Source organism: Amphibacillus sediminis NBRC 103570 (assembly GCF_001552275.1).
GTDB lineage: Bacteria > Bacillota > Bacilli > Bacillales > Amphibacillaceae > Amphibacillus_B > Amphibacillus_B sediminis.
Window position 1 is genome coordinate 178288 of sequence record NZ_BCQW01000003.1, and the last position, 23874, is coordinate 202161.

Genomic DNA, 23874 nt, shown 5'->3' on the forward strand with positions numbered 1-23874 from the left:
TTAATTGACTACCTTTGCTAATCTAATAATATGCTTAGCAGAGCGTAGCTCTTGCTCGATCTCCGGTTCAATATTTTGATCGAGTTCAATCGTCATTAAAGCTTCCTTACCAATATCTTTACGATTCACTTCCATTCGCCCAATATTAATCTCATGCTTCGCTAATATTTCCGTAACTGATGCAATAGCACCAAAACGATCATTATGCATAATTAAAATAGCCGGATAGCTACCGGAAAGATGTAATTGGAAACCATTAAGCTCAATAATTTCAATTTTACCTCCACCAACAGAAACTCCTACTAATTCCAGTTCATCTTCACCCTCACCTAATTTAATTCTAACGGTATTTGGGTGCTCAACAGCTGTATTTTCCTCAATAAAGTCAAAAGCAAGTCCTTGCTGATTCGCATATGAAAAAGCCTCAGGAATTCGGTTATCATCTGTACCAAAACCGAGAATTCCAGCCACTAACGCTACATCAGTGCCATGTCCTTTATAAGTTTTAGCAAATGATCCATATAAATGAATCGACGCTCTAGAAGGTGATCTGCCGTATAAATGACGTGCAGCATTGCCAATTTTTACAGCTCCTGCTGTGTGTGAACTTGATGGTCCAATCATAATCGGTCCAATTATATCAAAAACAGAATTAAATTTCCCCACTTTATCACCTCATAGATAGATAGTATTTTTCTTCTAGTATACACGCTGATTGGTAAAATCCCAACTTGTCTAATACGATTTAATAGAAATAAGAGTGGAGAGAGCAGATTTTTAGCTTGAAATTTCGGAACAAGAGACAGAGGAGATCTTAAAAGAATAGCGATAGCTTTTTGAAGCTAAAATATGAGCATGACATAAATCAAGTGGAATTTTTTATAGGGAGAATGGATTGATTGGATCATCTTTCTACTACTTGCAAATCGATTGCTAAAGGGTTGACATCTGCCTACGTCGTAAAAAAGGCTCCAAAGCTTTAGCTTTGAAACCTCTTGTTTATCAGTACTTATTATTCAACTGAGAAAATATAAGAATAAATTGGCTGGTCCCCTTTGTGAATTTCAACTTCAAGCTCTGGATACTTGTCTTCAATATATTCGGTTAATGCTACAGTATCTTGATCAGAGCCGTCTTCACCTTGTAAGACGGTAATAATTTCATCATCTTCTTCAATCAGCTCACTAAGCAATTGTTTGATTGCTGTTAATTGATCTGAATCAGTCGCTTTAATTTTACCATCTGCAAGTCCCATGAAGTTGCCTTTTTCAATGGTTAAACCATCAATTTGGGTGTCCCTAACGGCATATGTGATTTGACCCGTTTTCACTTGCTGACTAGCCGCCTTCATATTTGTTCCATTCTCTTCTAAGCCTAAGTCTGGATTATAAGCTAACAATGCTGTCATCCCTTGTGGTATTGTCTTAGTAGGAATAACAATGACATTGGCATCACTTAATTTAGCCGCTTGTTCAGCCGCCATAATAATATTTTTATTATTAGGTAAAATAATGACTTTTTCTGCATGTGCCTGAACAATCGCATCTGCAATATCCTGAGTGCTCGGATTCATCGTTTGACCACCTTGAATAACAACGGTTGTTCCCAAGCTCGTTAATAATTCCTCAATACCAGATCCCATAGCTACGGAAACAATACCATATTCAGCTTTAGCCTTAGGCTTAGGTTGTGGTTGTTCGCCTACAATTGCTGAGTGCTGCTCACGCATATTCTCTACTTTTAACTGAACAAAGCTACCGAATCTTTGTGCTAAATTCATGGCTTGACCAGGATATTCAACATGAACATGGACACGAACAAAGTCATCGTCTGACACGACTAATAATGAATCCCCTAGTTCACTTAGCTCCTGACGGAAAGCTTCTTCATCATAAGGATGCTTGGCCAGTTTATCTGCTTCAAACTTAACCATGAATTCTGTACAATAGCCAAATTCAATATCTTCTGTGTTCATATAGTCTTGGTGTGATTTGTGATGCTCCGCATTAACCATTTCTTCCATCGGGACCGTTTCGGTGTCTGTTTCAGGCAACTCTTCTCCTTTTAATGAAGCTAAAAAAGCTTCATAAATCACAACAAGCCCTTGACCTCCACTATCAACTACTCCAACTTCCTTTAATACAGGTAATAATTCTGGTGTACGACTTAAAGATTGCTTAGCTTCATTAACCACAAGCTCCATAAAAGCTATAAAATCATCTGTTTTTTCAGTGAATGATTCAGCTGCATTTGCTGTATCCTTAGCCACTGTCAAGATGGTTCCTTCAACAGGCTTAATTACCGCCTTATAGGCTGTTCTAACACCACTTTGTAAGGCTGCTGCAAAACTTTTAGGTGTGAGTAAATCCAAATCCGCTACACCTTTAGCAAAGCCGCGAAACAATTGCGACAAAATAACGCCAGAGTTACCACGCGCCCCCATAAGCAAGCCTCTGGCAAAAGCGTTAGCGACCTCGGAAACTGTGCCACTCGACACTTTTTTAACCTCATTGGCTCCTGAAGTCATTGATAAATTCATGTTCGTTCCTGTATCACCATCTGGAACAGGAAAAACATTAAGCGCATCAATCATATTCGCGTTATTAGAAAGGTGATTAGCTCCTAGCAATATCATTTCAGCTAACTTGGCACCTTCTATCTTAGATAATACCACTACAACTTCCTCCCTTGTCTTTCAACACAAACCTTATTTTAGCAAAAATCAAATCACTCTTCCGATTGGACTCGAACCCCTTGGATAAAGATGTTCACAGCATTAATAGGTAAACCTAACGTCTTATCTAATGTGTATTTGACTTGAGACTGAACATTGTGGGCAATCTCAGAAATCTTGGTGCCATAGCTCACGATTATATACATATCTATGGTGAGTTGATCCCCATCCTGTTTTACCACAACACCTTTAGCGAAATTTTCCTTCCGTAAAATTTCCGCAATTCCATCTTTAAGCTGGTTCTTTGAAGCCATTCCTATAATACCATAACATTCAATAGCTGCTCCACCAGCAACGGTTGCAATCACTTCATTTGTAATCGTTACACGTCCATCTTTTGTGGTTAATTCAATAGACATACATTAACCTCCTTGGTTATCTACACTTCAATTAATAGTATATGCTAAGTCTCATTCGTTCATTTTATATCTACCAGCTTCAATGAACATGAATAGCCATTAAACATTTTACAATACTTTATGCAAATAGAAAAGGATTTATCTAAATTAAATGGAGACGCTTAAATTTACTCTTCATCTTTTTCTACAATGGACGAAAATTGTTTTTATGTCAAGTGATTATCCTTGAACACCCTGACAAAGATGCATTTGGCATCAGCTAAAGTTAAAGTAGACATTGCATTTAAATTAGTATTATGATAAATTATATAAGTATGAAATGAGATAGTTGTATGTGGGAGGGAATAAAATGAGCCGCAAATGTGTCGTTACTGGACGTCAAACTAAAGCTGGAAATCATCGTTCACACGCAATGAACGCAAATAAACGTAAGTGGAAAGCAAATGTTCAAAAAGTACGCATTATGGTAGACGGTAAACCTAAAAAAGTTTATGTGTCTGCACGTGCATTAAAATCTGGTAAAGTTGAACGTGTATAATATGTTAATCATGTAAAAGAGCACCTCCTAATTAAAGCGGGGTGCTCTTTTACTAACTAAAATACTTACTTTTTTTCTTTCCCTTGAAATGTTCCTGCCAAAAAACGTACAAATCCTCCGAGAAATTTTGGGAGCTTTATCGTATAAAAACGCATGAGACCCCTCCTCTTTAATAGCTTACAGTTGCAGCAAACGTTAATGATTTTGCTCACTACTCTTTATCACTATTAATATGCCTGTTTTAAATGAAAAAGTACCACAATTGCTGATCAAATGATTGGATAAGGCCAAAGAATCACCAAGTTGCAAGGTATGATCCACCAATGGATAATAAAATCCTTTTAACGTTAGACCGATCACTTCATTTGATAATGCTAGAAATGACACTTTATTAAAAAAGGGGTGTTTGGTTATTTGATAATGGCCAGGATTATAGATGGTCATTTCATTTTGAGTATCAATGATCGTAACCTTGACATCTCTGTCAACAAGCTTAGTTAATAAAAATAGGCTAGCAAGCTCATGATCCAATCTACCACCGGTTACACCAAATATCAAAATTTCTTTTGGTGCTAATGTCATAGCGTGTTCTACAGCCAGTTCCAAATCGGTTAGGTCTTTTTCTATAGGATAGACTGCACATTGATTTGCATGTTGTTTAATCACAGTAAGGTGATCGGCAGAGACAGAATCAAAATCACCAATGGCTAAATCAATCGGTTGTTCGTAATCTAGTAAATATTGTGCCCCTTGATCACAGCCAATCCAATAATCAGCACGTTGATTATACTGTTTCAAATTTGCTAATAAGGATTTTGGTCCTCCTGCGACAATCGCCACACAAGTCATCTTAAGTACCTACTCAATCGCCTTACGAATATCTTCGATGGCTTGCTGACGATTGGTTTGGTCGAAAATCGCACTTCCAGCAACAAAGACATCGACACCTACATCAGCACATTGCTTAGCAGTCGTAGGATTTATCCCTCCATCTACCTCAAACTCTAGAGAAAGGCCAAGCTCTTTTCGCCACTGATCAACTTGTTTGATTTTGGTTAAGACAGACTCGATAAAAACTTGTCCACCAAACCCTGGATTTACAGTCATAAATAATAGCAAGTCTAATTCAGGTAAGATAGGTTTGATAAGTTCAACAGGTGTAGCCGGATTAAGCACTAATCCAGCTTTAACATTGTGTTCCTTAATAGCTGATATTGTGCGATGGAGATGTTGACAGGTTTCCACATGAACAGAAATATAATCTGCTCCAGCTTTGGCAAACTGACTGATGTATTGATCGGGATTATCAATCATTAAGTGAACATCTAATGGTAATGACGTAACTGGACGAATCGCTTCAACAACTAGAGGTCCGATTGTGATGTTTGGTACGAAATGACCATCCATGACATCAACATGAATATAATCTGCTCCAGCTAACGCTACTTCTTTGATTTCTTCACCTAATTTGGCAAAATCAGCAGATAAAATCGATGGTGCAATTTTTTTCATAAGTTAATACCTCGGCTTTCTCAAATTTATTTCTTGATAGAATTGCAAATAATTTTGATAGCGATGGCTTGCAATGTCGCCACGATCTACAGCTTCCTTTACAGCGCATTTCGGTTCATTAATATGCATGCATCCTCTAAATTTACAACTCGAACGATAATTAGAAAATTCAACAAAACATGATGGCAAGTGCTCAAGCTCTAGCGTGTCAAACTCTAAGGAACTAAATCCTGGGGTGTCGGCTACTAATCCACCGCATATATCGATTAACTCAACATGTCGAGTGGTGTGCCTTCCTCTCCCTAAACTAGTCGAAATTTCTGCTGTTTTTAATGCTAGGTTAGGGTCAAGTAAATTAAGAAAAGAAGATTTCCCAACCCCCGATTGACCAGCTATAACAGAAATTTTATTTTCAAATAATGCCGTAAATGATGATGAATCTGTCATTTTTTGTTTATTTGAAAGTACTTCAACCTGATAACCAATTTTTCTGTAATAGTTAATATAATCATTGAGCACACCAATTTCTGCTTCGTTCACTAAGTCAACTTTTGTCACTAAGATAACGGGTTGAATTTGATTGGCTTCTACTAAGGTTAAAAATCGATCCAATAGAGCCGTACTAAAATCAGGCTCCTTCGCAGAAACTGTAATGATCACCTGATCAAGATTAGCAATTGGCGGCCGTACTAGCTCATTTTTGCGTGGGAGCAACTCAATTAGATAACCCTCTGATTGGTTATCAGCATCAAAAATAACGTGATCCCCAACGAGAGGGGTCTGCTTCTTTTTGCGAAACAAACCTCTACCTCTACATTGATATGTTTCACCATCACTTAAAACATAATAAAAGCCGCTTAACGCCTTCATAATTTGTCCCGTTGCCATCGCTTAATTCCCCTCCACATCTTCGAAAGCAACTGTCCGTTGCAGAATGACGCGATCATCACGCTCAATTTTATAAGTGGCAGTTGAATTAGGTGCTATTACTAGCCGAATAGTAAATTCAGTATCCTCTAAAATCATATCTGTCTCATACAGATCGCTAAGGTTATGATTCATGTCGTCAACATAAATTCTGACCTCTTGATGTTGTGCTTGCTCATTCTCAGCATCACCGCTTGATTGTACTGTATAAGGTACGGTTACAGTAACACTATGATTAACAGGTGGTTTTTCTTCCTCACCTAGTGAGACTGTATATTTGACAACCGCTCCTTCTTTAAGCTCAGTACCAGCTGATGGTGACTGCCTAATCACATCTCCTTTTGGCACGGAGGAAGAATATTCTTCTGTTTGATCGGGTACAAGCCCATTTTCACTTAAATATTGGCTAGCACTAGACTGATCCATTCCCGCCAGATCTTCTAAGGTAACAGTACGTTTGCCGATACTGACTTCAAAAATAACCACCGTTTCAGCTGGAACAACCTCCTGATCTGGTTCTGGTTCTCTTTGGCCAATAATTTGCCCCTCTGGTAGGTCTGAATGAATATCTACACGTTCAACCTTTTGATAACCTAGCTCGTCGAGCAAACGTGCAACTTGATTGTAGGATTGACCTACATAATCTTGAAAAATTTCAGTTTCAGGACCTAGACTAACAAAGACCGTTACCGTCGATCCCACTTTAACACTTGAATCTGCACTTGGGTCTGTCCGAACGACATGATCAGTTTCTATCTCTTCGGAATGAACGTCTTCACGTTCAACCTCTAAGCCAAGTTCTCTTAGTAAATCTTCAGCATCTTCAAATAGCTCTCCTTCGAGATCTGGGATATCGACATCTTTCGGCTGGAACAGATTTGGTAAAATAAACAAGGCAAATAAGCTAGCCGTTAATAAAACAAACAAAATCACCGAAATCCACATCACTATCTTTTTCTTTTTACTCATCTTTTTCTTCTTTTTATTGTTAGTTTTTTTACCTTTTACTGACTTTTCCGATTGGCCTTCTTCATTATTTTGATTTAGTGGCTGTGCAGGACGTGTCGGTTCAGTATTTTGCTTTGTATGAACAAGCGTATCATCCGTATCACTGTGTTCAAGTTGTTTATCGGTAATAATGGGAATAGCTTTTGTCTCATCACCGGGCTCATCAGGTTGAACATAAGCCGGTTCATTTAATCGATCAATATTTAAAGACGTGGTTAGATCTTGTTCAAATGCTGCGACGGAATCGTACCGATGAAAAGGATCTTTTGCTGTTGCTCTAAGCACAACATTTTCTAAACTTTGTGGTACATCGGGGTTCCATTCTCGAACTGATGGTGTTTTCGATTGCAAATGCTTAAGCGCAATTGAGACAGCTGATTGACCAGAGAACGGTAATCGCCCTGTTAGTAACTCAAATAAGACAATACCCAATGAATAAATATCCGACTTTTTATTGGCGACACCGCCTCTCGCTTGCTCGGGAGATAAATAGTGAACAGACCCTAGTACAGAATTTGTTTGTGTTAATGAAGTCGCACTTAGTGCAAGAGCTATACCAAAATCGGCCACCTTTACTTGTTTTTCTGAATTAATCATGATATTTTGCGGTTTAATATCACGATGGACGATATGGTTTTCATGTGCATGTTCAATGGCGGCACTTATTTGTTGCATAATATCAATGGTTTCTTCAACCGAGATCGGGCCATTTTGTTGGATATAACGTTTTAATGTCATTCCATCGACATACTCCATCACCATATAATAAATATCATCTTCTTCATCTACATCATAGATGTTTACGATATTAGGATGGGAGAGACTGGTTGCAGATTGGGCCTCCCTATGAAAGCGACGAATAAACTCCTCATCATTGGCATACTCAAGCCTTAAGGCTTTAATGGCTACTTCGCGCTCTAAAATGGTGTCATAACCTAGATAAACATTAGCCATGCCACCTCCCCCAATTAAACGCCTCACTTGATACCGTTCACTTAACTCTCTTCCTTCTAACAAGAGGCATCACCTGCCTCTATGTCACTAAATTCAGTAAGGACAAGCGTGATGTTATCTTCCCCGCCCCGATCATTAGCCTGCTGAACCATTTCTTCCGCGATTTGTCTCAATGATTGTTCATTGGCAAGGAAATTAGCGAGCTCATCATCTGCAATCTTGTTCGTCAAACCATCCGAACAAATCATTAATCGATCACCCTTTTGCCATGGAGATGAAAACACATCCGGATCAATGGTCGGGTTTGTTCCGAGTGCTTTCATTAATACATTCTTTCTTGGATGATGCTCAGCGTCTTCACGTGAAATTTGACCTGAACGAACTAACTCATTTACAAGTGAATGGTCATCTGTAATTTGGGTTAATTGATTATTGTGATAACGATAACAGCGGCTATCACCAATATGAGCAATTGAGACATGTTCATCGGTATAAATCACCGCAATAACGGTGGTTCCCATACCTTTGCATTCTGGATGTTGCTCAGCATAGTCATACACATTCTGATTAGCTTGTAATATGTGCTTATTTAGCCATGCTTCAGCAGCATCAGGAGTCGTAATAGCATCCGTCTGCTTCCAAGCTTGTTCAAAATAGTCCTTAACCATTTGACTCGCAACGTCCCCAGCCTGATGTCCACCCATTCCATCAGCGACTAGGCTAAGTGTTTGGCCTATTTGGTTCTTGAAAACTCCACCAGCATCTTCATTATGCTGCCGTACTTTGCCTTGATCTGATAAAAAATACTGCTTCATTACATCTCTCACCTCTTATCTCACTTGATCAGATAAACCGATCGTAGATCTTAATTAACTTTATTCCTTTTTATAACGTAATCGTGTTAAAAAAAAGCCATCTGATTGAAAATCATCAGGAAATATTTGCAGTCCATATGGCGTCACTCCTGAACTCTCACGTAAAAATTCAGGTAATTCTGTAAAAAAGTCTGGATCAACTTCAAATGCCTGATGACTTGATAAAAACTCATTAATGATAATTTCATTTTCCGTCGGATCAACGGTACAGGTACTATACAAAAGTTTACCATCTTTTTTAAGCAATGGAGAAACTTTATCCAATATTTCATATTGGATTAAAGCAAGTGACTGAACATCATCTGCTGTTTTCGTATATTTAATATCTGGCTTACCACGAATAACTCCTAAACCAGAGCATGGAACATCAAGCAAAATCCGGTCAAAGCTATTTGACTTATGCTCATCAGCTAACAATCGCGCATCCTTCCCTTTGGCACGAATATTAATTAACCCTAATTGCTGAGCCTTCTGGCTGACAAGCTTTGCTTTCTTATTATGTAAATCATAAGCATAGACATGACCAGTATTATGCAAAACCTCAGCAATATGGGTGGCTTTACCACCAGGTGCACTACAGGCATCAAGTACAATTTGTCCTTCTGCTAGATCCATCATTTCCGCAACAAGCATTGAGCTTTGATCTTGCACGGTAAAGACTCCTTCTTTAAAAAGAGGATGTTTTAATACATTCCCTTGCTCCACAACCAGCCCTTGCTTCGAAAACGGCGATGCTTTAAGCACAAAGCCTTCTTCCAATAGGATGTCCTGCAATTTTTCTCTAGTCATTTTCAATGGATTGACTCTTATACTTAAAGGTTTTTGTTGTAAATTAGCCTGACAAATTGAGACTGTTTTTTCTACTCCATAGCAATCAGCCCAACGTTCAACAAGCCATCTAGGGTGGCTTGTTTCGATTGCAATCTGTTCGATTGAATCAGTTATGTCAGTAAGATCCGGGAAGCCTTGTCGCTGTGCCGAACGAAGCACACCGTTAACTAGCTTTGCTACACCACTATGACCTCGTCGCTTAGCAATTTCAACTGCTTGATGAAGAATAGCGTGATCTGGCACCTTATCTAAAAACTTCATTTGATAAAATGAAAGATAAAGCAGCCACTTTACCCAATTCTCAAGCTTATTCGCTTTTTTTACAAAATATTGAGTGTAATAGTTAAGGGTTAGCTTTCGTTGTAATGTTCCATAAACCAGTTCAGTTAACAACGCTTCATCTTTTGAAGACCAATCTGACTGACTCAAAGCTTGATCGAGGACAAGGTGACTAAAGCCGCCATTATCTCCGATTCGTTCCAAAACCTTAAGGGCTTGTTGCCTTAATTGATATTTACTCATTTCATTCTCCTAGCTTCATTCCTATTTTAAACATTTCTGAACGACCGTTTAAATATTCTCTAACAGTCATACGCTTTTTCCCAGATAATTGAATATCCGTGAGTTTAATAACAGTCTTTCCCCCACAGGCGATATAGATACCGTCATTTGTTACCTCAATAATCGCACCAGGTGCTTGGTCAGTTTTCATTGAACTAAGCTCCGCCCACCATATTTTTAAGTTTTGACCAGCAATAGTTGTGCTAGCGACAGGCCATGGATGCAGTCCTCGAATTTGATTATAAACATCTGTTGCTGAGCGTTGCCAATCAATTTGTTCTTGTGCCCGCGTGATGTTAGGGGCATAAGTGGCTAGACGATCATCTTGTTCTTCAGAAGTTACTGTACCATCAAACAAGGCAGGCAACGTTTTGTGTAGCAATTGAGCACCTGCATCAGCAAGCTTGTCATGCAGAATACCGACATGATCATCTATCTCGATCGGAACAGCAACCTGATCAATAATCGCACCTGCATCAAGGGCTTCAGCCATGTACATTAAGGTAATCCCTGTTTCTTTCTTTCCTTGCATAATCGCATAATGAATGGGCGCCCCGCCTCTTAATTCAGGAAGTAATGATGCGTGAACGTTAATACAACCATATTCAGGTGCATCTAATAAGCCCTTCGGTAAAATTTGACCAAATGCAGCTGTTACAATTAAATCAGGTTGATAGGCGAGTATTTCTTGAAAGCTATCTTTAACTTTTTCTGGTTGAAATACTGGTAAGTCGTGTTTAAGTGCCTCTTCTTTAACTGGTGGTGCAGATAGGATACGTTTTCTTCCTTTCGGTCGATCTGGCTGGGTGACAACCAGAACCACTTCATATTTGTCATCAAGTAATTGTTTCAGAATTGGTACAGCAAAATCAGGTGTTCCCATAAATACAATTCGCTTCATTAGCTTTAACCTCACTTACATTAATTGATAGGGTTGAAGATCTATCTGAATCATTAAGTCATCTTTTCTGATCATGTCTTCATAATAGGATAGTATTTTTGATAAAATACGTTTTTGTTCTGGCTCTTCTTTATATTTTATCATGCATTGGTAGCGATAGCGATTTTTTATCCGCTCTAACGGTGATGGGGTCGGACCTAATACACGTGCTTGTTTGGATAAATATTTAATTAGTAATTGACTAATCGTTCGAGTTACATCTAGAGCTTGATTAGGATTGGGATGTGATACCGTGATCAATGTTATATAATAATATGGTGGGTATTGATAAGCTCGGCGCAAAGCCATTTCTTTCTCGAAAAAACCCTGGTAATTATAGTTTTTGGCCATCTCTATACTATAGTGATCAGGTGTGTAGGTTTGGACAATTACTTCTCCTTCTAATTGATGACGACCAGCACGTCCACTCACCTGGGTTAATAGTTGAAAGGTTTTTTCAGCTGCTCTAAAATCAGGTAAATTTAATAAACTATCAGCTGCTAGTACGCCGACTAATGTAACCTCAGGAAAATCCAACCCCTTGGCGATCATCTGCGTTCCAAGTAAAATATCCGCTTCCTTGCGGGCAAATTTCTTAAGTAATTGTTCATGCGAGCCTTTCTTCCTTGTTGTGTCTACATCCATACGAATAACACGAGCTTCAGGAATAAGTTGATTAAGTGTTTCTTCTACTTTTTGTGTTCCTGTTCCAAAATAACGAATCGTACTAGACTCACAGTTTGGGCAAACTGTGGGCATATCCTCTTGGTGGTGACAATAATGACATTTTAATTTATTTTGGTGACGGTGATAAGTAAGCGAAATATCACAATGTGGGCATTGAATAACATGTCCACAATCCCGGCACATGACGAAAGTAGAGTAACCCCTTCTATTTAGAAATAAAACGATTTGTTCCTTCTTGATTAGCCGCTGTTCGATGGCCTCTTTTAGTTGACGGGAAAACATGGTTCGATTCCCTGCATGAAGTTCTTCCCGCATATCAACAATGTCGATTTGAGGCATAGAGCTATCATTCATCCGATTTGGCATCGCCAATAATTGATAAACACCCTTTGTCGCTCTTGCAAAGCTTTCTAGAGTTGGTGTTGCACTTCCTAAGATGACAGGGCACCGATGTGTTTCAGCTCTTTTAATGGCAACATCCTTCACATGATAACGCGGATGATCTTCTTGTTTATAGCTAGACTCATGCTCCTCATCGATGATAATTAACCCAATATTTTCAAATGGAGCAAAAATCGCAGACCGTGCACCTACTACGACTTGCACTTCTTTACGCTGGATTTTACGCCACTCATCAAAACGTTCTCCCTTTGACAGCGCACTATGCATCACCGCAACCTTGGAACCAAAACGTCCTTTAAAACGCTCCACCATCTGAGGGGTAAGCGCTATTTCAGGGACAAGCACGATCGCTTCTTTGCCCAAGGTTAAAGCTTGTGCAATAGCTTGTAAATAAACCTCTGTTTTTCCGCTTCCGGTAACACCATGTAGTAGAAAAACATCATGTTGCTCAGCATTCAAGGCCTTTGATATTTGCTCTAATGCCTGATGCTGCTGAGGCTTAAGCTGTAAAGGCTCCGTACGATGGATCGTTTGGTCCTGGTAAGGATTACGATAAGCTTCTGCTTGAAAAGTTTCGATAATCTCGTCAGTGATTAACGGATTTAATGTTTGTCTTGATACTTGAACATTGCTTAATAATTGCTTTAATTGAATCGGTTCTTGGTTTTCCATAAAGTATTTGATAACTGCCTGTTGCTTAACCGCACGTATAGACAGCCCTGCTAAATAATCGTCTAACTCTTGTTTAGACGCTATACATCTGATCATCGTCACGGTCTTGTATGTGGCTTTACTCTTCACTTGCTGAATAATTTCAATATCACCATCTGCCACAGCTTGCTTAAGCTTGGCTAAAGAACCATTTTGGTCAACAAATTCCTCAAAGTTTATGTAATCCCGTCCTGCAAATATTGCCTCAAGTTCCTCGATTAATTCAACTGTAGTTAAGCGATGCAATATTTTTTGGTAACCTGCACGTAATGCTTGAGGGAGCATTGCTTGAAAAGCTGAAATATAAAAACTCATCGTATGTTCGGCCATCCACTTGCCCAGCTCGATAAGTTCTTCTGTCAACACAGGGGTTAGATCCATGATGTCTTTAATTGGTTTTAATTGATCGCGTACTGAATTTGGCTCAATAGCCAGTACATAGCCCATGATCATGCGGGGGCCAAATGGAACGGTAACACGCATTCCCGCTTCAAGCGATCCGTCTAAATGAGCTGGTATCAAATAATCAAATATTTTATTGGTTTGTGAGGCTGGTACATCAACGACTACTTTTGCAACCGTCACAATTAATCGACCCCTATTTCTTTAATAATAAAATGTAGCAGTTGTTCAGCTATCGCTTGTTTACTCGTTAATGCTATTTTTTCTTCCATACCCGTTTTTGTGATCAGATGAACCTCATTGGTATCCGTACCAAATCCAGCTCCTGGTAAAGAAATATCGTTAATAACGATAGCGTCTAAATTCTTTTCGATCAGCTTTGCTTTTCCATACTCCTTTATCTGATCAGTTTCTGCAGCAAAGCCAACTAAATATTGCTGTTCTTTCTGTTTTCCTAATTCTTTTAAAATGTCCCGCGTTCTTTCTAACTCTATTTGAAGCATCCCTGGTTGTTTCTTCAATTTTTGGTCATAGGTTTTAACTGGACGATAATCCGCAACAGCTGCTGATTTAATCACAATATCCTGGTCATGATAATGTGCGAGCATCGCTTGATACATTTCTTCAGCTGAGGTGACGTCTATTCGTTTAACATCCTTTGGGGTGTCGAGTTGCACTGGGCCAGAAATAAGCGTAACCATTGCCCCAAGTTTAGCAGCCGCTTCAGCAAGCGCATAGCCCATTTTACCAGAGGAATGATTGGTAAAGAAACGAACAGGATCAATCTTCTCTTTAGTCGGACCAGCCGAGATTAGTACTTTCTTACCCTGTAGCAAAGATCGGCGCTTAAATGCATCTGCTAAATAGTTAAAAATAGCTTCTGGTTCAGCCAACCGTCCTTTTCCAACATAACCTTCTGCTAAATAACCAACATCAGGCTCAATAATTTGACAACCTCTTTCACTAAGTGTTTTTAAATTGGCTTGAACAGCTTGGTGCTGATACATATGTACGTTCATAGCTGGTGCTATGTATATCGGTGCCTCAGTAGCTAGTAAAGTAGTTGAGAGCATATCATCAGCAATTCCATTCGCATATTTACCAATAATATTGGCTGTAGCTGGAGCCACGACAAAAGCATCAGCCCAATCTGCCAGTTCAATATGCTGAATATGCGAGGCACTTACTTCTTTAAACGTATCTAGGTAAACGGGTTGCTTTGAGACAGCTTGAAATGATAGAGGGGTGACAAATTGTTGTGCCCCGTTTGTCATAATCACCTTAACCGTTGCTCCCGCTTGTGTCAGTTTACTTGTTAAGGCAACTGCCTTATATGCTGCAATCCCACCGGTAACGCCTAAAACAATACGTTTTTGATCAAACATCATGATTCACTCCTTCTCAGTTAATCCCAACCACACCATCTTATCCTAAACCATCTCTCAGTACTTCTTTCGGAACCTCTACCTTGATGGACGAATAATTATAGACGAAACCCTCGTATGCCACTGGCAAACGAGGGAAACCTTAATGTCGACGTGATTAGCGTCTTTCAGTATAATCGGTTGAGATATAGGTTAATTTGCCTGAATTAATTTCTTCTAAGGCAACTCCAACATTTTTAGCAGACTTAGGATTATCCACTTGAATAATCTTAGTATCTTGAATTTGTCTGGCACGCCGAGCAGATAACGTGACTAATGTGTATTTTGAATTAATCTTTGTTTGTAATTGGTCAATTGATGGTTCTAACATCATGATTGACTCACCTCCAATAATTTCTTATATTGACTAGCAACACGCTCGCGTTTACAATGTTCGCTTTTGACAATAGCTTGCACTTTTTCCACTGCGCTTTCGACTTTATCATTAACGACGACATAATCATAAGCATCCATCAGTTCAATTTCGTCCTTGGCTGCCTTTAAACGATTCATGACAAGCGCTTCTGTCTCTGTCCCTCGATTGACGATGCGATTCTTCAATTCTTCTAAGCTAGGTGGTGACAAGAATATAAAAACACCTTCAGGAAAATTTTCTTTAACCTGTAATGCACCTTGTACTTCAATTTCTAAAAAGACATCTTTTCCTTTTTCAAGTGTCTCTTCCACATAGTGGCGTGGTGTGCCATAATAATTGCCTACATATTCTGCATGCTCTAATAATTGATTATCTTCTATCATTTGCTCAAATTCATCTCGAGAGCGATAAAAGTAATCAACCCCTTCTTTTTCTCCTGATCTCATCGGGCGCGTGGTCATTGAAATAGAATATTGTAAGGCTGTATCCTTTTGAAATAACGCCTTTCTAACTGTCCCTTTTCCAACACCAGATGGACCTGATAAAACAAATAAAATTCCCTTCTGCTCAATCAACGGTTCAATCCCTCCACTTTATCATTATCAGCTAACCTAGTTATTAAAAAAACATAATGGCAACTATGTATATTGAGTATGGCTATATGCCCATAGCACTTATCCCTCTATCAAACGCGTCTTGGCGTTTTTTGCGCCCAGATGTTATCGAGCTTTACTCGATAAATTTCCGCTGAAAATCTGGCTGTATCGCCCAAGGCTTTAACTTTATTCAGCATGGGGTATGTCCCCCCTGAATGGAATACATATTTGCATTCACTTTACCACTTATAGCAGTGGGAGACTTCTGCTGAATGAAGTTAAAATCTTAGCAACAAATATTAAGACTCATCAAGCTCTTCTTCATGACTTAATACGCGTTGACCGACTGTCTCTGGCTGAACAGCAGATAAAACGACATGATCACTATCGGTAATGATCACAGCTCGTGTTCGTCTGCCATAAGTCGCATCAACCAATTTGTTATTCTCCCTCGCTACGGAAATAATCCGTTTAATTGGCGCTGATTCTGGTGATACAATCGTAATAATTCGATTAGCCGAAACAACATTACCAAAGCCAATATTAATTAATCGTAAGCTCAATCCTGCTCCCCCTCTTGATAGGTAAGGCTCTCGTCTCTGTTAATCTACCCTTATATGATCTTATCTTTATTATTATAGTATAAATTAAACCTTTTTGAAAATGGTTATTCGATATTTTGAACCTGCTCTTTAACCTTTTCAATCTCAGCCTTTAACCAAACAACCTGTGTACCTATCTTAACATCATTTGCTTTTGCGCCAATTGTATTTGCTTCTCTTCCCAATTCTTGAACGATAAAGTCTAGCTTACGCCCGATTTCATTCGATTGCACAAATAGCTCCTTCATTTGATTGAGGTGACTATTGATTCTAGTTAGTTCTTCAGTTATATCTCCCTTTTCTGCTAATATCGCTAGCTCTTGAAAAAAACGATCTTCTCTTTTTATATTATGGTGCTCTAATAATTTATCTAAACGTTCAACCATGCGATTATAATAAGCGTGTCTAATTTGTTCACGCTGATCAGTTAACTCTAAGACAGTATCTGAGATGACATTAATTCGCGAACTAATATCTGCCATTAATGCCTGACCCTCTTGCTCTCTCATTTGGTTCACCTGTAAGCAAGTAGCTTCAATCGTACTGATCACCTGTTTTACTAACTCTTGGTCCAGCTCTGATTTTTCTACAAGTTGAAAAATATCGGTTAATTCAGGCAACTTTGGCAGTAACCATTCGGCTTGGTCAGTAAAACGAGATGAAATATCCTGAAGCGCCTTATGGTACTGATCAAGTAACGCCCAATTAATAGTAACCGTTTGTTCTGTAAAAGCCCCATTCTCAATCATTAAATATAGCTCGATCCGACCACGTCGGAAATATTTTTGTATCATGTGCTTGATCGCCTGCTCATAGGGATTGAATACCTTTGGCAGATGAAGTGACATATCTAAAAAACGATGGTTGACTGACTTTATTTCAACGATTAGCCTACCATTCGTTAATTCTATTTCAGAGCGACCAAAACCAGTCATACTTTTTACCATAAGCTCACATCCTCATCCAACATTTTGTAGCAACATGATCCCTTTAGCAAACATTTTATCTTTTTATCTAAATTAAAGTTGTACAAAAAAGCAGCGCATTTCTGGATTCACTTGTTTTTCCCTGCCCACATATCTAAAGACATACGCGCTATTGCTCGCAGTCGAGAGCTACCTCAATCTGTTGACTTTTTTGAAACCTTTCTCATCATACATCTGCTCGAAGAAATGGGGGGAAGATCTTGTCAGGCAAACGGGCGCGTGATTGTCATTGACCACGTGCCCGTTTTTTGATTGGATATTCTCCAAGTTTAATGCTTATTTGATTTTAACTTGAACCCAACAATCGTTTAAAATGAAATCTTTTGTTATATTTTCTTAATTATACACAATAGATTAACGTCTTGTAAAACCAAATATTAAGGTAGGTAATGCACTAAAGATGAGAATCGTGAGCCAATCTAGTGCTGATAAGGCTGTTGTATAAAAAATCACTTGTAGCGGCTCGAAGTAGATAACAGGAATTAACAGCCCCAATGATGATAAAACAGCAACAATAAGATATTTATTTCCAAAAGGATTACGGGCAAAAACAGAATACTGACTTCTGCAATCAAAAACATGGATCAATTGTGCCATAACAAGTGTGATAAACGCAACGGTCCGCGCGTATGTTAATGATTGCATTCCGTTTTGATAAGCAAAAATAAAAGCGAGAAAGGTAACGGCACCAATAACAAACCCTCTTGAGATAATCTTAAAGCCTAAACCGCGGGCAAATATTTTCTCTTTTATTGGACGAGGCGGGTGCTCCATCATATCATGCTCAGGTCGGTCAAGTCCTAAAGCTAATGCTGGAAGGCCATCCGTCACCAAGTTAACCCATAGTATTTGAACAGGGACTAGTGGTAGCGGTAAGCCTGCGATCATAGCAAACAACATCACAAGGATTTCTCCAACATTTGAAGCCAGCAAATAACGAATAAATTTCCGGATATTTTCGTAAATATTGCGACCTTCTTCAACAGCACCTACAATGGTGGCAAAGTTGTCATCAAGAAGAATTAAATCAGATGCTTCTTTGGCCACATCTGTACCTGACTGTCCCATACTTACCCCTATGTCACTTACTTTTAGGGCGGGGGCATCATTCACACCATCACCAGTCATAGCAACAACTTGTCCATTAGCTTGTAAGGCCTGAACAATCCTTAGTTTATCCTTAGGTGTCACCCTGGCAAATACGGCTGTGTTCATAACTTCTAAGCCGAGTTGATCATCAGTCATACCAGCTAAATCTCTTCCCGTTAAAACTTTGTTCCCTTGCTCAGTAATAGATAGGGTATCGGCAATGGCTTTGGCTGTTTGAGCATGATCCCCTGTAATCATAATTGTTCGAATGCCAGCAGTCTTGCACTGCTTAATCGCTTCTTTCGCTTCCTTTCGTGGTGGATCTATCATCCCGATTAAACCTATAAAGGTTAAATCAGTCTCAGCCTGCTGTGAGGTTACTTGTCCAGGTTGCTGAATACGCTTGACTGCAACAGCAATGGTCCGTAATGCTTTACTTGCCATCGTGCTGATTTGCGCTTCGATCGTGCGTCTATCCTTTGCACTTAATCGTTCGATTCGATCTTGTCGTTGAAGATATACAGTGTTTGCTAATAGGAGATCAGGTGCGCCTTTAACAATTGAAAAGCTTTGTCCCGAGCTATCTTTGACAATGACGGACATTCGTTTACGCTCAGCATCAAAAGGAAATTCCTTAATTACTGCAAGTGGAGGATCGGTAATCAGATTCATGTTCCGTTTGGCAGCTGCCATTGTAATTGCTACTTCGGTTGGATCACCTGTAACTTCTACATTTTCTCTACCTTCAATTATTTCAGCATGACCACAAAGCGCACCGTATTGAAGCAAGGTGTTGAGAGCTTGCTCATCACTGCTATTGATTAGTTTTGAGAATGTACCAGACAAACTAAAGCCACCTGAAACCTGCACCGTTTTTCCATTTATAAACAGCTCGACGACGGTCATTTTATTCTCGGTTAACGTTCCTGTCTTATCCGAGCAGATTACAGAGGTACTACCGAGTGTTTCGACTGCGCTTAATTTTCTCACAATAGCCTTCCGCTTGATCATCCTTTGTACACCTAAAGAAAGAACGACTGTCACGATCGCAGGTAATCCTTCAGGTATAACGGCCACTGCAAGAGATATTCCTGCAAGAAACATTTGATAAAGCGGTTGTCCCTGCCAGATCCCTGCCCCAACAACTAATGCGGTTAAAAAAAGTGAGATAAAGACAAGAACTTGGCCCAAGTGCTGGAGACGACGTTCTAATGGTGTCTTCTGAGTTGGAGCTGAATCGATAAGATCAGCAATTTGTCCAACCATTGTTTTCATTCCTGTAGCCACCACTACACCAATCCCATGTCCAGTTGTGACAAGTGAACCCATAAAGGCCATATTACTTTGGTCACCAATATTTAAGTGCTCGTCTTTCAAAGCATCATTTGTTTTGGTAACCGGTAATGTTTCACCTGTTAGGGCAGATTCCTCTATTGACAATTGTGTGGCCGTTAAGATTCTTAGGTCAGCCGCGACACGATCACCACTTTTAAGTTTAACAATATCACCTACTACCACCTCATATGACGGTACCGTTATCCAAGTACCATCCCGCAGCACTGATGCTACTGGTGTAGCCATTGCCTTTAGCTTAGCTAAGGAATGCTCAGCTCGTTGTTCTTGAAAAAAGCCCAACAAACTGTTAATCAATACAATAATGACAATAACCATAGCATCGACGACCTCACCTAAATAGGCGGCGATAAAAGTGGCAACAAGCAGTACAATAACCATAAAGTCTTGAAATTGTTTTAAAAATAAAATCAACCAGGAAGGGTGGTTTTGTTCCGTGATTTGATTTAAACCTAGCTTTTTTAATCTTTGTTCTGCGACCTGCCTAGATAACCCTATTCTTGCATTACTGGCAAGCCTGTCCAATACTTCTGATGTCGTAAGTGTATACCATTTCACCTTTATCCCCCCATAACCATTCACTCTTAATGATTGATATGCATTTAAACCTTAAAACATGCTATAATGTGAAGCAGTGAGGTGATAAATAATGGCGTTTGATGGTATCGTAACACGCGCAATTTCAGATCAATTACATCAGTTATTAATGTCTGGGCGCATCTTAAAAATATATCAACCAACCAAAACAGAGTTAATCTTAACCATTCGTAGACAAGGGAGGAATCATAGCTTATTAATATCAGCCCATCCAAGCTATGCACGTATCCATTTAACAAACAACCCGTATCAAAATCCAACTGAGCCACCCATGTTCTGCATGTTGCTTCGAAAGTATCTAGTTGGTAGCTTTATTGAATCGATACAACAATATGAAAATGAACGAATTATAGAAATAAAGATTCGAGGAAAGAATGAGATAGGTGATGAAATCAATAGGAAGCTTATGGTAGAGATCATGGGGAAACACAGTAATATCATCTTAGTTGATTCTGACAAAGGCCACATTTTAGATAGCATTAAGCATCTTTCCCCAAATCAAAATCGCCACAGAACCATTTTACCTGGTCAAGGGTATATCTATCCTCCTAGTCAAGAGAAATTAAACCCATTTAGCTTAACTGTTGATCAGATCAAAGCGAGCATGAATCAATCAGAAACATTAGGCGCAGATCAACTTGTGTCACAATTTATGGGGATTTCTCCACAGCTAGCTGCTGATATAGTAACCAAGGCTACCACAAATCAAGTTGATGATGTCATCCAACAATTCTATCATGTACTGAATACAGTCAAAAATAGCAAGTATACACCGATAGTGCATCGAGGCGATAAAGAAGACTTTTATGTATTAGAATTAGCGGCATTTAATCAGGAAAAACTAGACTTTGAAACTGTTAGTGATATGCTTGATTTCTTTTACTCCGATAAAGCAGAGCGAGATTGGGTCAAACAACAAGCCAGTGATCTGATCCGTTTTTTGAAAAATGAACGAGATAAAAATCAACGAAAAATTAAGAAACAAGAACAAGCCCTAAAAAAAGCAGAACGAGCTGAATTTTATCAACGACAAGGCGAGCTTTTGACTGCACACCTCCATCTAGTAAATAAAGGTGATCATGAAATTACTGTCATTGATTATTATGACCCAAGCCAGTCTGAGCTAACGATCACGTTGAACCCAAATAAAACACCAAGTGAAAATGCTCAAAATTATTTTAAAACATACCAAAAGCTAAAGAATTCTAAAGAGAAGTTAACAGGTGAAATTGAGAAAGCTAAAGGTGAAATTGTTTATTTGGATCAATTAGTTCAGCAGGTAGAATCCGCACGCGTAGAGGATATTGAGGACATTCGCGAGGAGTTACGAGAACAAGGCTATCTAAAAGCAAAGAGAACGAAAGATAAACATAAATCGAAACAAGCAAGCAAACCTAAGCCAGATCAATTTTGGGCAACCGACGGCACCCCGATTTTAGTCGGACGCAATAACAAGCAAAATGAATATCTAACGATGAAACTGGCTGATCGACGTGACATCTGGCTACACACAAAAGATATTCCAGGCTCACATGTTATCGTTAGATCTCATTCGCCTAGTGAAGATACATTAGCTGAAGCAGCTCAACTAGCTGCTTTGTATAGTAAAGCAAGTCAATCATCATCTGTTCCAGTAGATTACACTGAGATTCGTCATGTAAAAAAACCTAATGGGGCTAAGCCAGGTTATGTGACTTATGATCATCAGAAGACGCTTTTTGTTACGCCTGATTCAGCCATGATTAAAAAGTTAAAGGCTAATCCTAATGGCTAGCTACAATTAAGTCCAAAGAAAAGTGCAATTCTATAGATAAAGTGAAACTTCGTTAAGTGGGGGTTCGACGCCTAGAATGTGCTCGTGCAGACGTTGCGACACGACGTCACGCTTAGTCTGCTTCCTCCATCCCCCACTGATCGTTAGTTGAACCAATCGGGCCGTTACTGGCTGTTGCATCTCCCAATCAGACACATGACGCGTTCCCTTATTTTTTGAAATGGGATGCTTACAAAAGCCCTTCGATGGGGCAAGTAATCGCAGCCCCAGCCAGTTACACTGCGATAAAAAGACGCGGGAAGGTAATAGTTATGATACATAAACAAGATCGTATCATCTATTACCTTCCCTTGTTACTTAATTTGATTTCTTCTATTTATTCTAAACCATTGTTGTAAAACAACCATAAAGTCTGACAACCCCCAACCTATAAAATTCCTTCAATCTCGGATCAATCAGTTATTTCTGGGGTATTCTAATGATAACTTCCTAAAAGACGGTTGAATTCTTGAAAATTTTAATCAAATTTAATAAGTGTACTGATTTAATCATATGCTTTTAGTACAGAAGTTAAAAAATTAAGGGGCTGATATAAGGTGTTTTATCATTTTAAAGAATTGCAATATGAAGCAAAACCATCTAAACCTGATCCCGTTTACGCTGCAAAACTGCAAGAAATTTTAGGAGGGCAATATGGCGAAATTAGTGTAATGATGCAATACTTGTTTCAAGGATTTAATTGTCGAGCAGATGCTAAGTACCGCGACCTACTATTCGATGTAGGGACAGAAGAAATCGCGCATGTTGAAATGCTCGCTACCATGATTGCTCGTTTGTTAGACGATGCACCTTTTGAGGTACAACAAAATGCTTATGAAATGGACCCAGCTGTCGCAGCTATTTTAGGTGGGACTAATCCTCAGCATGCTATCGTTTCAGGACTTGGCGCAATGCCATCAGATAGTGAGGGCTACCCATGGAACGCGAAGTACATTATAGCAAGTGGAAACTTAATGGCTGACTTTAGGGCAAATTTAAATGCTGAATCACAAGGTAGGCTACAAGTTGCAAGACTCTACAATATGACAGATGATCCGGGGGTAAGAGATATGCTCTCCTTTTTACTAGCAAGAGATACGTATCACCAAAACATGTGGTATGCTGCACTAAAAGAGTTAGAAGAACGAGAAAAAGATTTGGTTGTACCAACAACATTTCCTCGTTCTAAGGAAAAAGGTGAGGTTGCTTACACATTATTTAATTTCTCAGCAGGTCAAGAAAGTGCGCAAGGTCGCTGGGCTCATGGCCCAAGTATGGACAGTCGAGCAGAGTTTCAATATTCAGCTGAACCAATTGCTTGGGGCAAAGCGCCAAAGCTTAATCCTGCTCCACCAGAATATTTTAACACCCCTATCAAGGATGATAATTGATCAAAAATCAAAGCTAAGTGAAACTTCGTTCAGTGGGGTTGCGACGCATAGGATGTGCTCGTGCAGAGGTTGCGACACGACGTCACGTACTTAGTCTAATTCCTCCCCCACTGAATGTTAGTTCAACCAATCGAGCCGTTACTGGCTGTTGGATTCCCACTTAGACATAACATGTTCCCTTATTTTTTGAAGCGGGAGGCTCAAAT

General features: G+C 39.2%; 21 protein-coding genes. 3 read left to right on the forward strand and 18 right to left on the reverse strand.

Annotated elements, in window-relative coordinates; translation table 11 throughout:
- From sdaAB to ASE01S_RS03990, 3 genes are all read right to left on the reverse strand, one after another.
- Positions 1–666: an L-serine ammonia-lyase, iron-sulfur-dependent subunit beta gene (gene sdaAB, locus ASE01S_RS03980; protein WP_083512009.1), complete on the reverse strand. Its 666-nt coding sequence runs from the start codon at positions 664–666 to the stop codon at positions 1–3.
- 346 nt (positions 667–1012) lie between these two features.
- Positions 1013–2674, reverse strand: a complete 1662-nt coding sequence (fakA, locus tag ASE01S_RS03985; RefSeq protein WP_067838696.1) for a DAK2 domain-containing protein — start codon at positions 2672–2674, stop codon at positions 1013–1015.
- Between the two features lie 53 nt (positions 2675–2727).
- Complete coding sequence (locus tag ASE01S_RS03990) at positions 2728–3093, reverse strand: Asp23/Gls24 family envelope stress response protein (RefSeq protein WP_067838699.1); 366 nt, start codon at positions 3091–3093, stop codon at positions 2728–2730.
- A 349-nt stretch (positions 3094–3442) separates the two neighbouring features.
- On the opposite strand from ASE01S_RS03990, the gene rpmB reads away from it, so the two are divergent.
- The gene (gene rpmB / locus ASE01S_RS03995) at positions 3443–3631 is read left to right on the forward strand and encodes a 50S ribosomal protein L28 (protein WP_067838702.1); all 189 of its coding nucleotides are present in this window, start codon (positions 3443–3445) and stop codon (positions 3629–3631) included.
- A gap of 65 nt (positions 3632–3696) precedes the next feature.
- Here rpmB and spoVM read toward each other — a convergent pair whose 3' ends face one another.
- The 15 genes from spoVM to ASE01S_RS04070 form a co-directional block, all read right to left on the reverse strand.
- Positions 3697–3786: a stage V sporulation protein SpoVM gene (gene spoVM / locus ASE01S_RS04000; protein WP_067838705.1), complete on the reverse strand. Its 90-nt coding sequence runs from the start codon at positions 3784–3786 to the stop codon at positions 3697–3699.
- A 40-nt stretch (positions 3787–3826) separates the two neighbouring features.
- A complete protein-coding gene (locus ASE01S_RS04005) occupies positions 3827–4480 on the reverse strand; it encodes a thiamine diphosphokinase (RefSeq protein WP_067838708.1) in 654 nt (217 codons plus the stop codon).
- A 9-nt stretch (positions 4481–4489) separates the two neighbouring features.
- Positions 4490–5143: a ribulose-phosphate 3-epimerase gene (rpe, locus tag ASE01S_RS04010; protein WP_067838711.1), complete on the reverse strand. Its 654-nt coding sequence runs from the start codon at positions 5141–5143 to the stop codon at positions 4490–4492.
- Positions 5144–5146: 3 nt separating this feature from the next.
- Positions 5147–6031: a ribosome small subunit-dependent GTPase A gene (gene rsgA / locus ASE01S_RS04015; protein ID WP_067838717.1), complete on the reverse strand. Its 885-nt coding sequence runs from the start codon at positions 6029–6031 to the stop codon at positions 5147–5149.
- Positions 6032–6034: 3 nt separating this feature from the next.
- The gene (gene pknB / locus ASE01S_RS04020; protein ID WP_067838718.1) at positions 6035–8095 is read right to left on the reverse strand and encodes a Stk1 family PASTA domain-containing Ser/Thr kinase; all 2061 of its coding nucleotides are present in this window, start codon (positions 8093–8095) and stop codon (positions 6035–6037) included.
- Entirely contained in the window at positions 8089–8847 is a 759-nt protein-coding gene (locus tag ASE01S_RS04025) for a Stp1/IreP family PP2C-type Ser/Thr phosphatase (RefSeq protein ID WP_067838721.1), read from the reverse strand. The genes pknB and ASE01S_RS04025 overlap by 7 nt, the downstream gene beginning before the upstream one ends.
- A gap of 60 nt (positions 8848–8907) precedes the next feature.
- The gene (rsmB, locus tag ASE01S_RS04030; protein WP_067838723.1) at positions 8908–10260 is read right to left on the reverse strand and encodes a 16S rRNA (cytosine(967)-C(5))-methyltransferase RsmB; all 1353 of its coding nucleotides are present in this window, start codon (positions 10258–10260) and stop codon (positions 8908–8910) included.
- Position 10261: 1 nt separating this feature from the next.
- Positions 10262–11200 (reverse strand): methionyl-tRNA formyltransferase, encoded by a 939-nt coding sequence (fmt, locus tag ASE01S_RS04035; protein WP_067838725.1) that lies wholly within the window; start codon positions 11198–11200, stop codon positions 10262–10264.
- 15 nt (positions 11201–11215) lie between these two features.
- On the reverse strand, positions 11216–13624 hold the full coding sequence (gene priA, locus ASE01S_RS04040) for a primosomal protein N' (protein WP_067838728.1): 2409 nt from the start codon (positions 13622–13624) through the stop codon (positions 11216–11218).
- Positions 13625–13626: 2 nt separating this feature from the next.
- Positions 13627–14826 (reverse strand): bifunctional phosphopantothenoylcysteine decarboxylase/phosphopantothenate--cysteine ligase CoaBC, encoded by a 1200-nt coding sequence (coaBC, locus tag ASE01S_RS04045; protein ID WP_067838730.1) that lies wholly within the window; start codon positions 14824–14826, stop codon positions 13627–13629.
- 157 nt (positions 14827–14983) lie between these two features.
- The gene (gene rpoZ / locus ASE01S_RS04050) at positions 14984–15199 is read right to left on the reverse strand and encodes a DNA-directed RNA polymerase subunit omega (protein ID WP_083512010.1); all 216 of its coding nucleotides are present in this window, start codon (positions 15197–15199) and stop codon (positions 14984–14986) included.
- Positions 15196–15816: a guanylate kinase gene (gmk, locus tag ASE01S_RS04055; protein ID WP_067838732.1), complete on the reverse strand. Its 621-nt coding sequence runs from the start codon at positions 15814–15816 to the stop codon at positions 15196–15198. Before gmk ends, rpoZ begins: the two co-directional genes overlap by 4 nt.
- Positions 15817–16136: 320 nt before the next feature.
- Entirely contained in the window at positions 16137–16400 is a 264-nt protein-coding gene (gene remA / locus ASE01S_RS04060) for an extracellular matrix/biofilm regulator RemA (protein ID WP_067838736.1), read from the reverse strand.
- A gap of 104 nt (positions 16401–16504) precedes the next feature.
- Complete coding sequence (locus ASE01S_RS04065) at positions 16505–17386, reverse strand: YicC/YloC family endoribonuclease (RefSeq protein ID WP_067838738.1); 882 nt, start codon at positions 17384–17386, stop codon at positions 16505–16507.
- Positions 17387–17779: 393 nt separating this feature from the next.
- A complete protein-coding gene (locus tag ASE01S_RS04070; RefSeq protein ID WP_067838739.1) occupies positions 17780–20425 on the reverse strand; it encodes a cation-translocating P-type ATPase in 2646 nt (881 codons plus the stop codon).
- A gap of 91 nt (positions 20426–20516) precedes the next feature.
- Between ASE01S_RS04070 and ASE01S_RS04075 the strand changes: the two genes are divergently transcribed.
- Positions 20517–22238, forward strand: a complete 1722-nt coding sequence (locus ASE01S_RS04075; RefSeq protein ID WP_067838740.1) for an Rqc2 family fibronectin-binding protein — start codon at positions 20517–20519, stop codon at positions 22236–22238.
- 596 nt (positions 22239–22834) lie between these two features.
- On the forward strand, positions 22835–23668 hold the full coding sequence (locus ASE01S_RS04080) for a manganese catalase (RefSeq protein ID WP_067838741.1): 834 nt from the start codon (positions 22835–22837) through the stop codon (positions 23666–23668).
- The last annotated feature ends 206 nt before the right edge of the window (positions 23669–23874 follow it).

What these genes read in the sequence shown, in the direction of transcription:
- fmt (WP_067838725.1), bottom strand. Translation starts at nt 11,200, where the DNA reads ATGAAGCGAATTGTATTTATGGGAACACCTGATTTTGCTGTACCAATT.
- rsmB (WP_067838723.1), bottom strand. Translation starts at nt 10,260, where the DNA reads ATGAGTAAATATCAATTAAGGCAACAAGCCCTTAAGGTTTTGGAACGA.
- spoVM (WP_067838705.1), bottom strand. Translation starts at nt 3,786, where the DNA reads ATGCGTTTTTATACGATAAAGCTCCCAAAATTTCTCGGAGGATTTGTA.
- ASE01S_RS04005 (WP_067838708.1), bottom strand. Translation starts at nt 4,480, where the DNA reads ATGACTTGTGTGGCGATTGTCGCAGGAGGACCAAAATCCTTATTAGCA.
- ASE01S_RS04065 (WP_067838738.1), bottom strand. Translation starts at nt 17,386, where the DNA reads ATGGTAAAAAGTATGACTGGTTTTGGTCGCTCTGAAATAGAATTAACG.
- ASE01S_RS04025 (WP_067838721.1), bottom strand. Translation starts at nt 8,847, where the DNA reads ATGAAGCAGTATTTTTTATCAGATCAAGGCAAAGTACGGCAGCATAAT.
- rpmB (WP_067838702.1), top strand. Translation starts at nt 3,443, where the DNA reads ATGAGCCGCAAATGTGTCGTTACTGGACGTCAAACTAAAGCTGGAAAT.
- rpe (WP_067838711.1), bottom strand. Translation starts at nt 5,143, where the DNA reads ATGAAAAAAATTGCACCATCGATTTTATCTGCTGATTTTGCCAAATTA.
- rpoZ (WP_083512010.1), bottom strand. Translation starts at nt 15,199, where the DNA reads ATGATGTTAGAACCATCAATTGACCAATTACAAACAAAGATTAATTCA.
- ASE01S_RS04075 (WP_067838740.1), top strand. Translation starts at nt 20,517, where the DNA reads ATGGCGTTTGATGGTATCGTAACACGCGCAATTTCAGATCAATTACAT.
- ASE01S_RS03990 (WP_067838699.1), bottom strand. Translation starts at nt 3,093, where the DNA reads ATGTCTATTGAATTAACCACAAAAGATGGACGTGTAACGATTACAAAT.
- coaBC (WP_067838730.1), bottom strand. Translation starts at nt 14,826, where the DNA reads ATGTTTGATCAAAAACGTATTGTTTTAGGCGTTACCGGTGGGATTGCA.
- rsgA (WP_067838717.1), bottom strand. Translation starts at nt 6,031, where the DNA reads ATGGCAACGGGACAAATTATGAAGGCGTTAAGCGGCTTTTATTATGTT.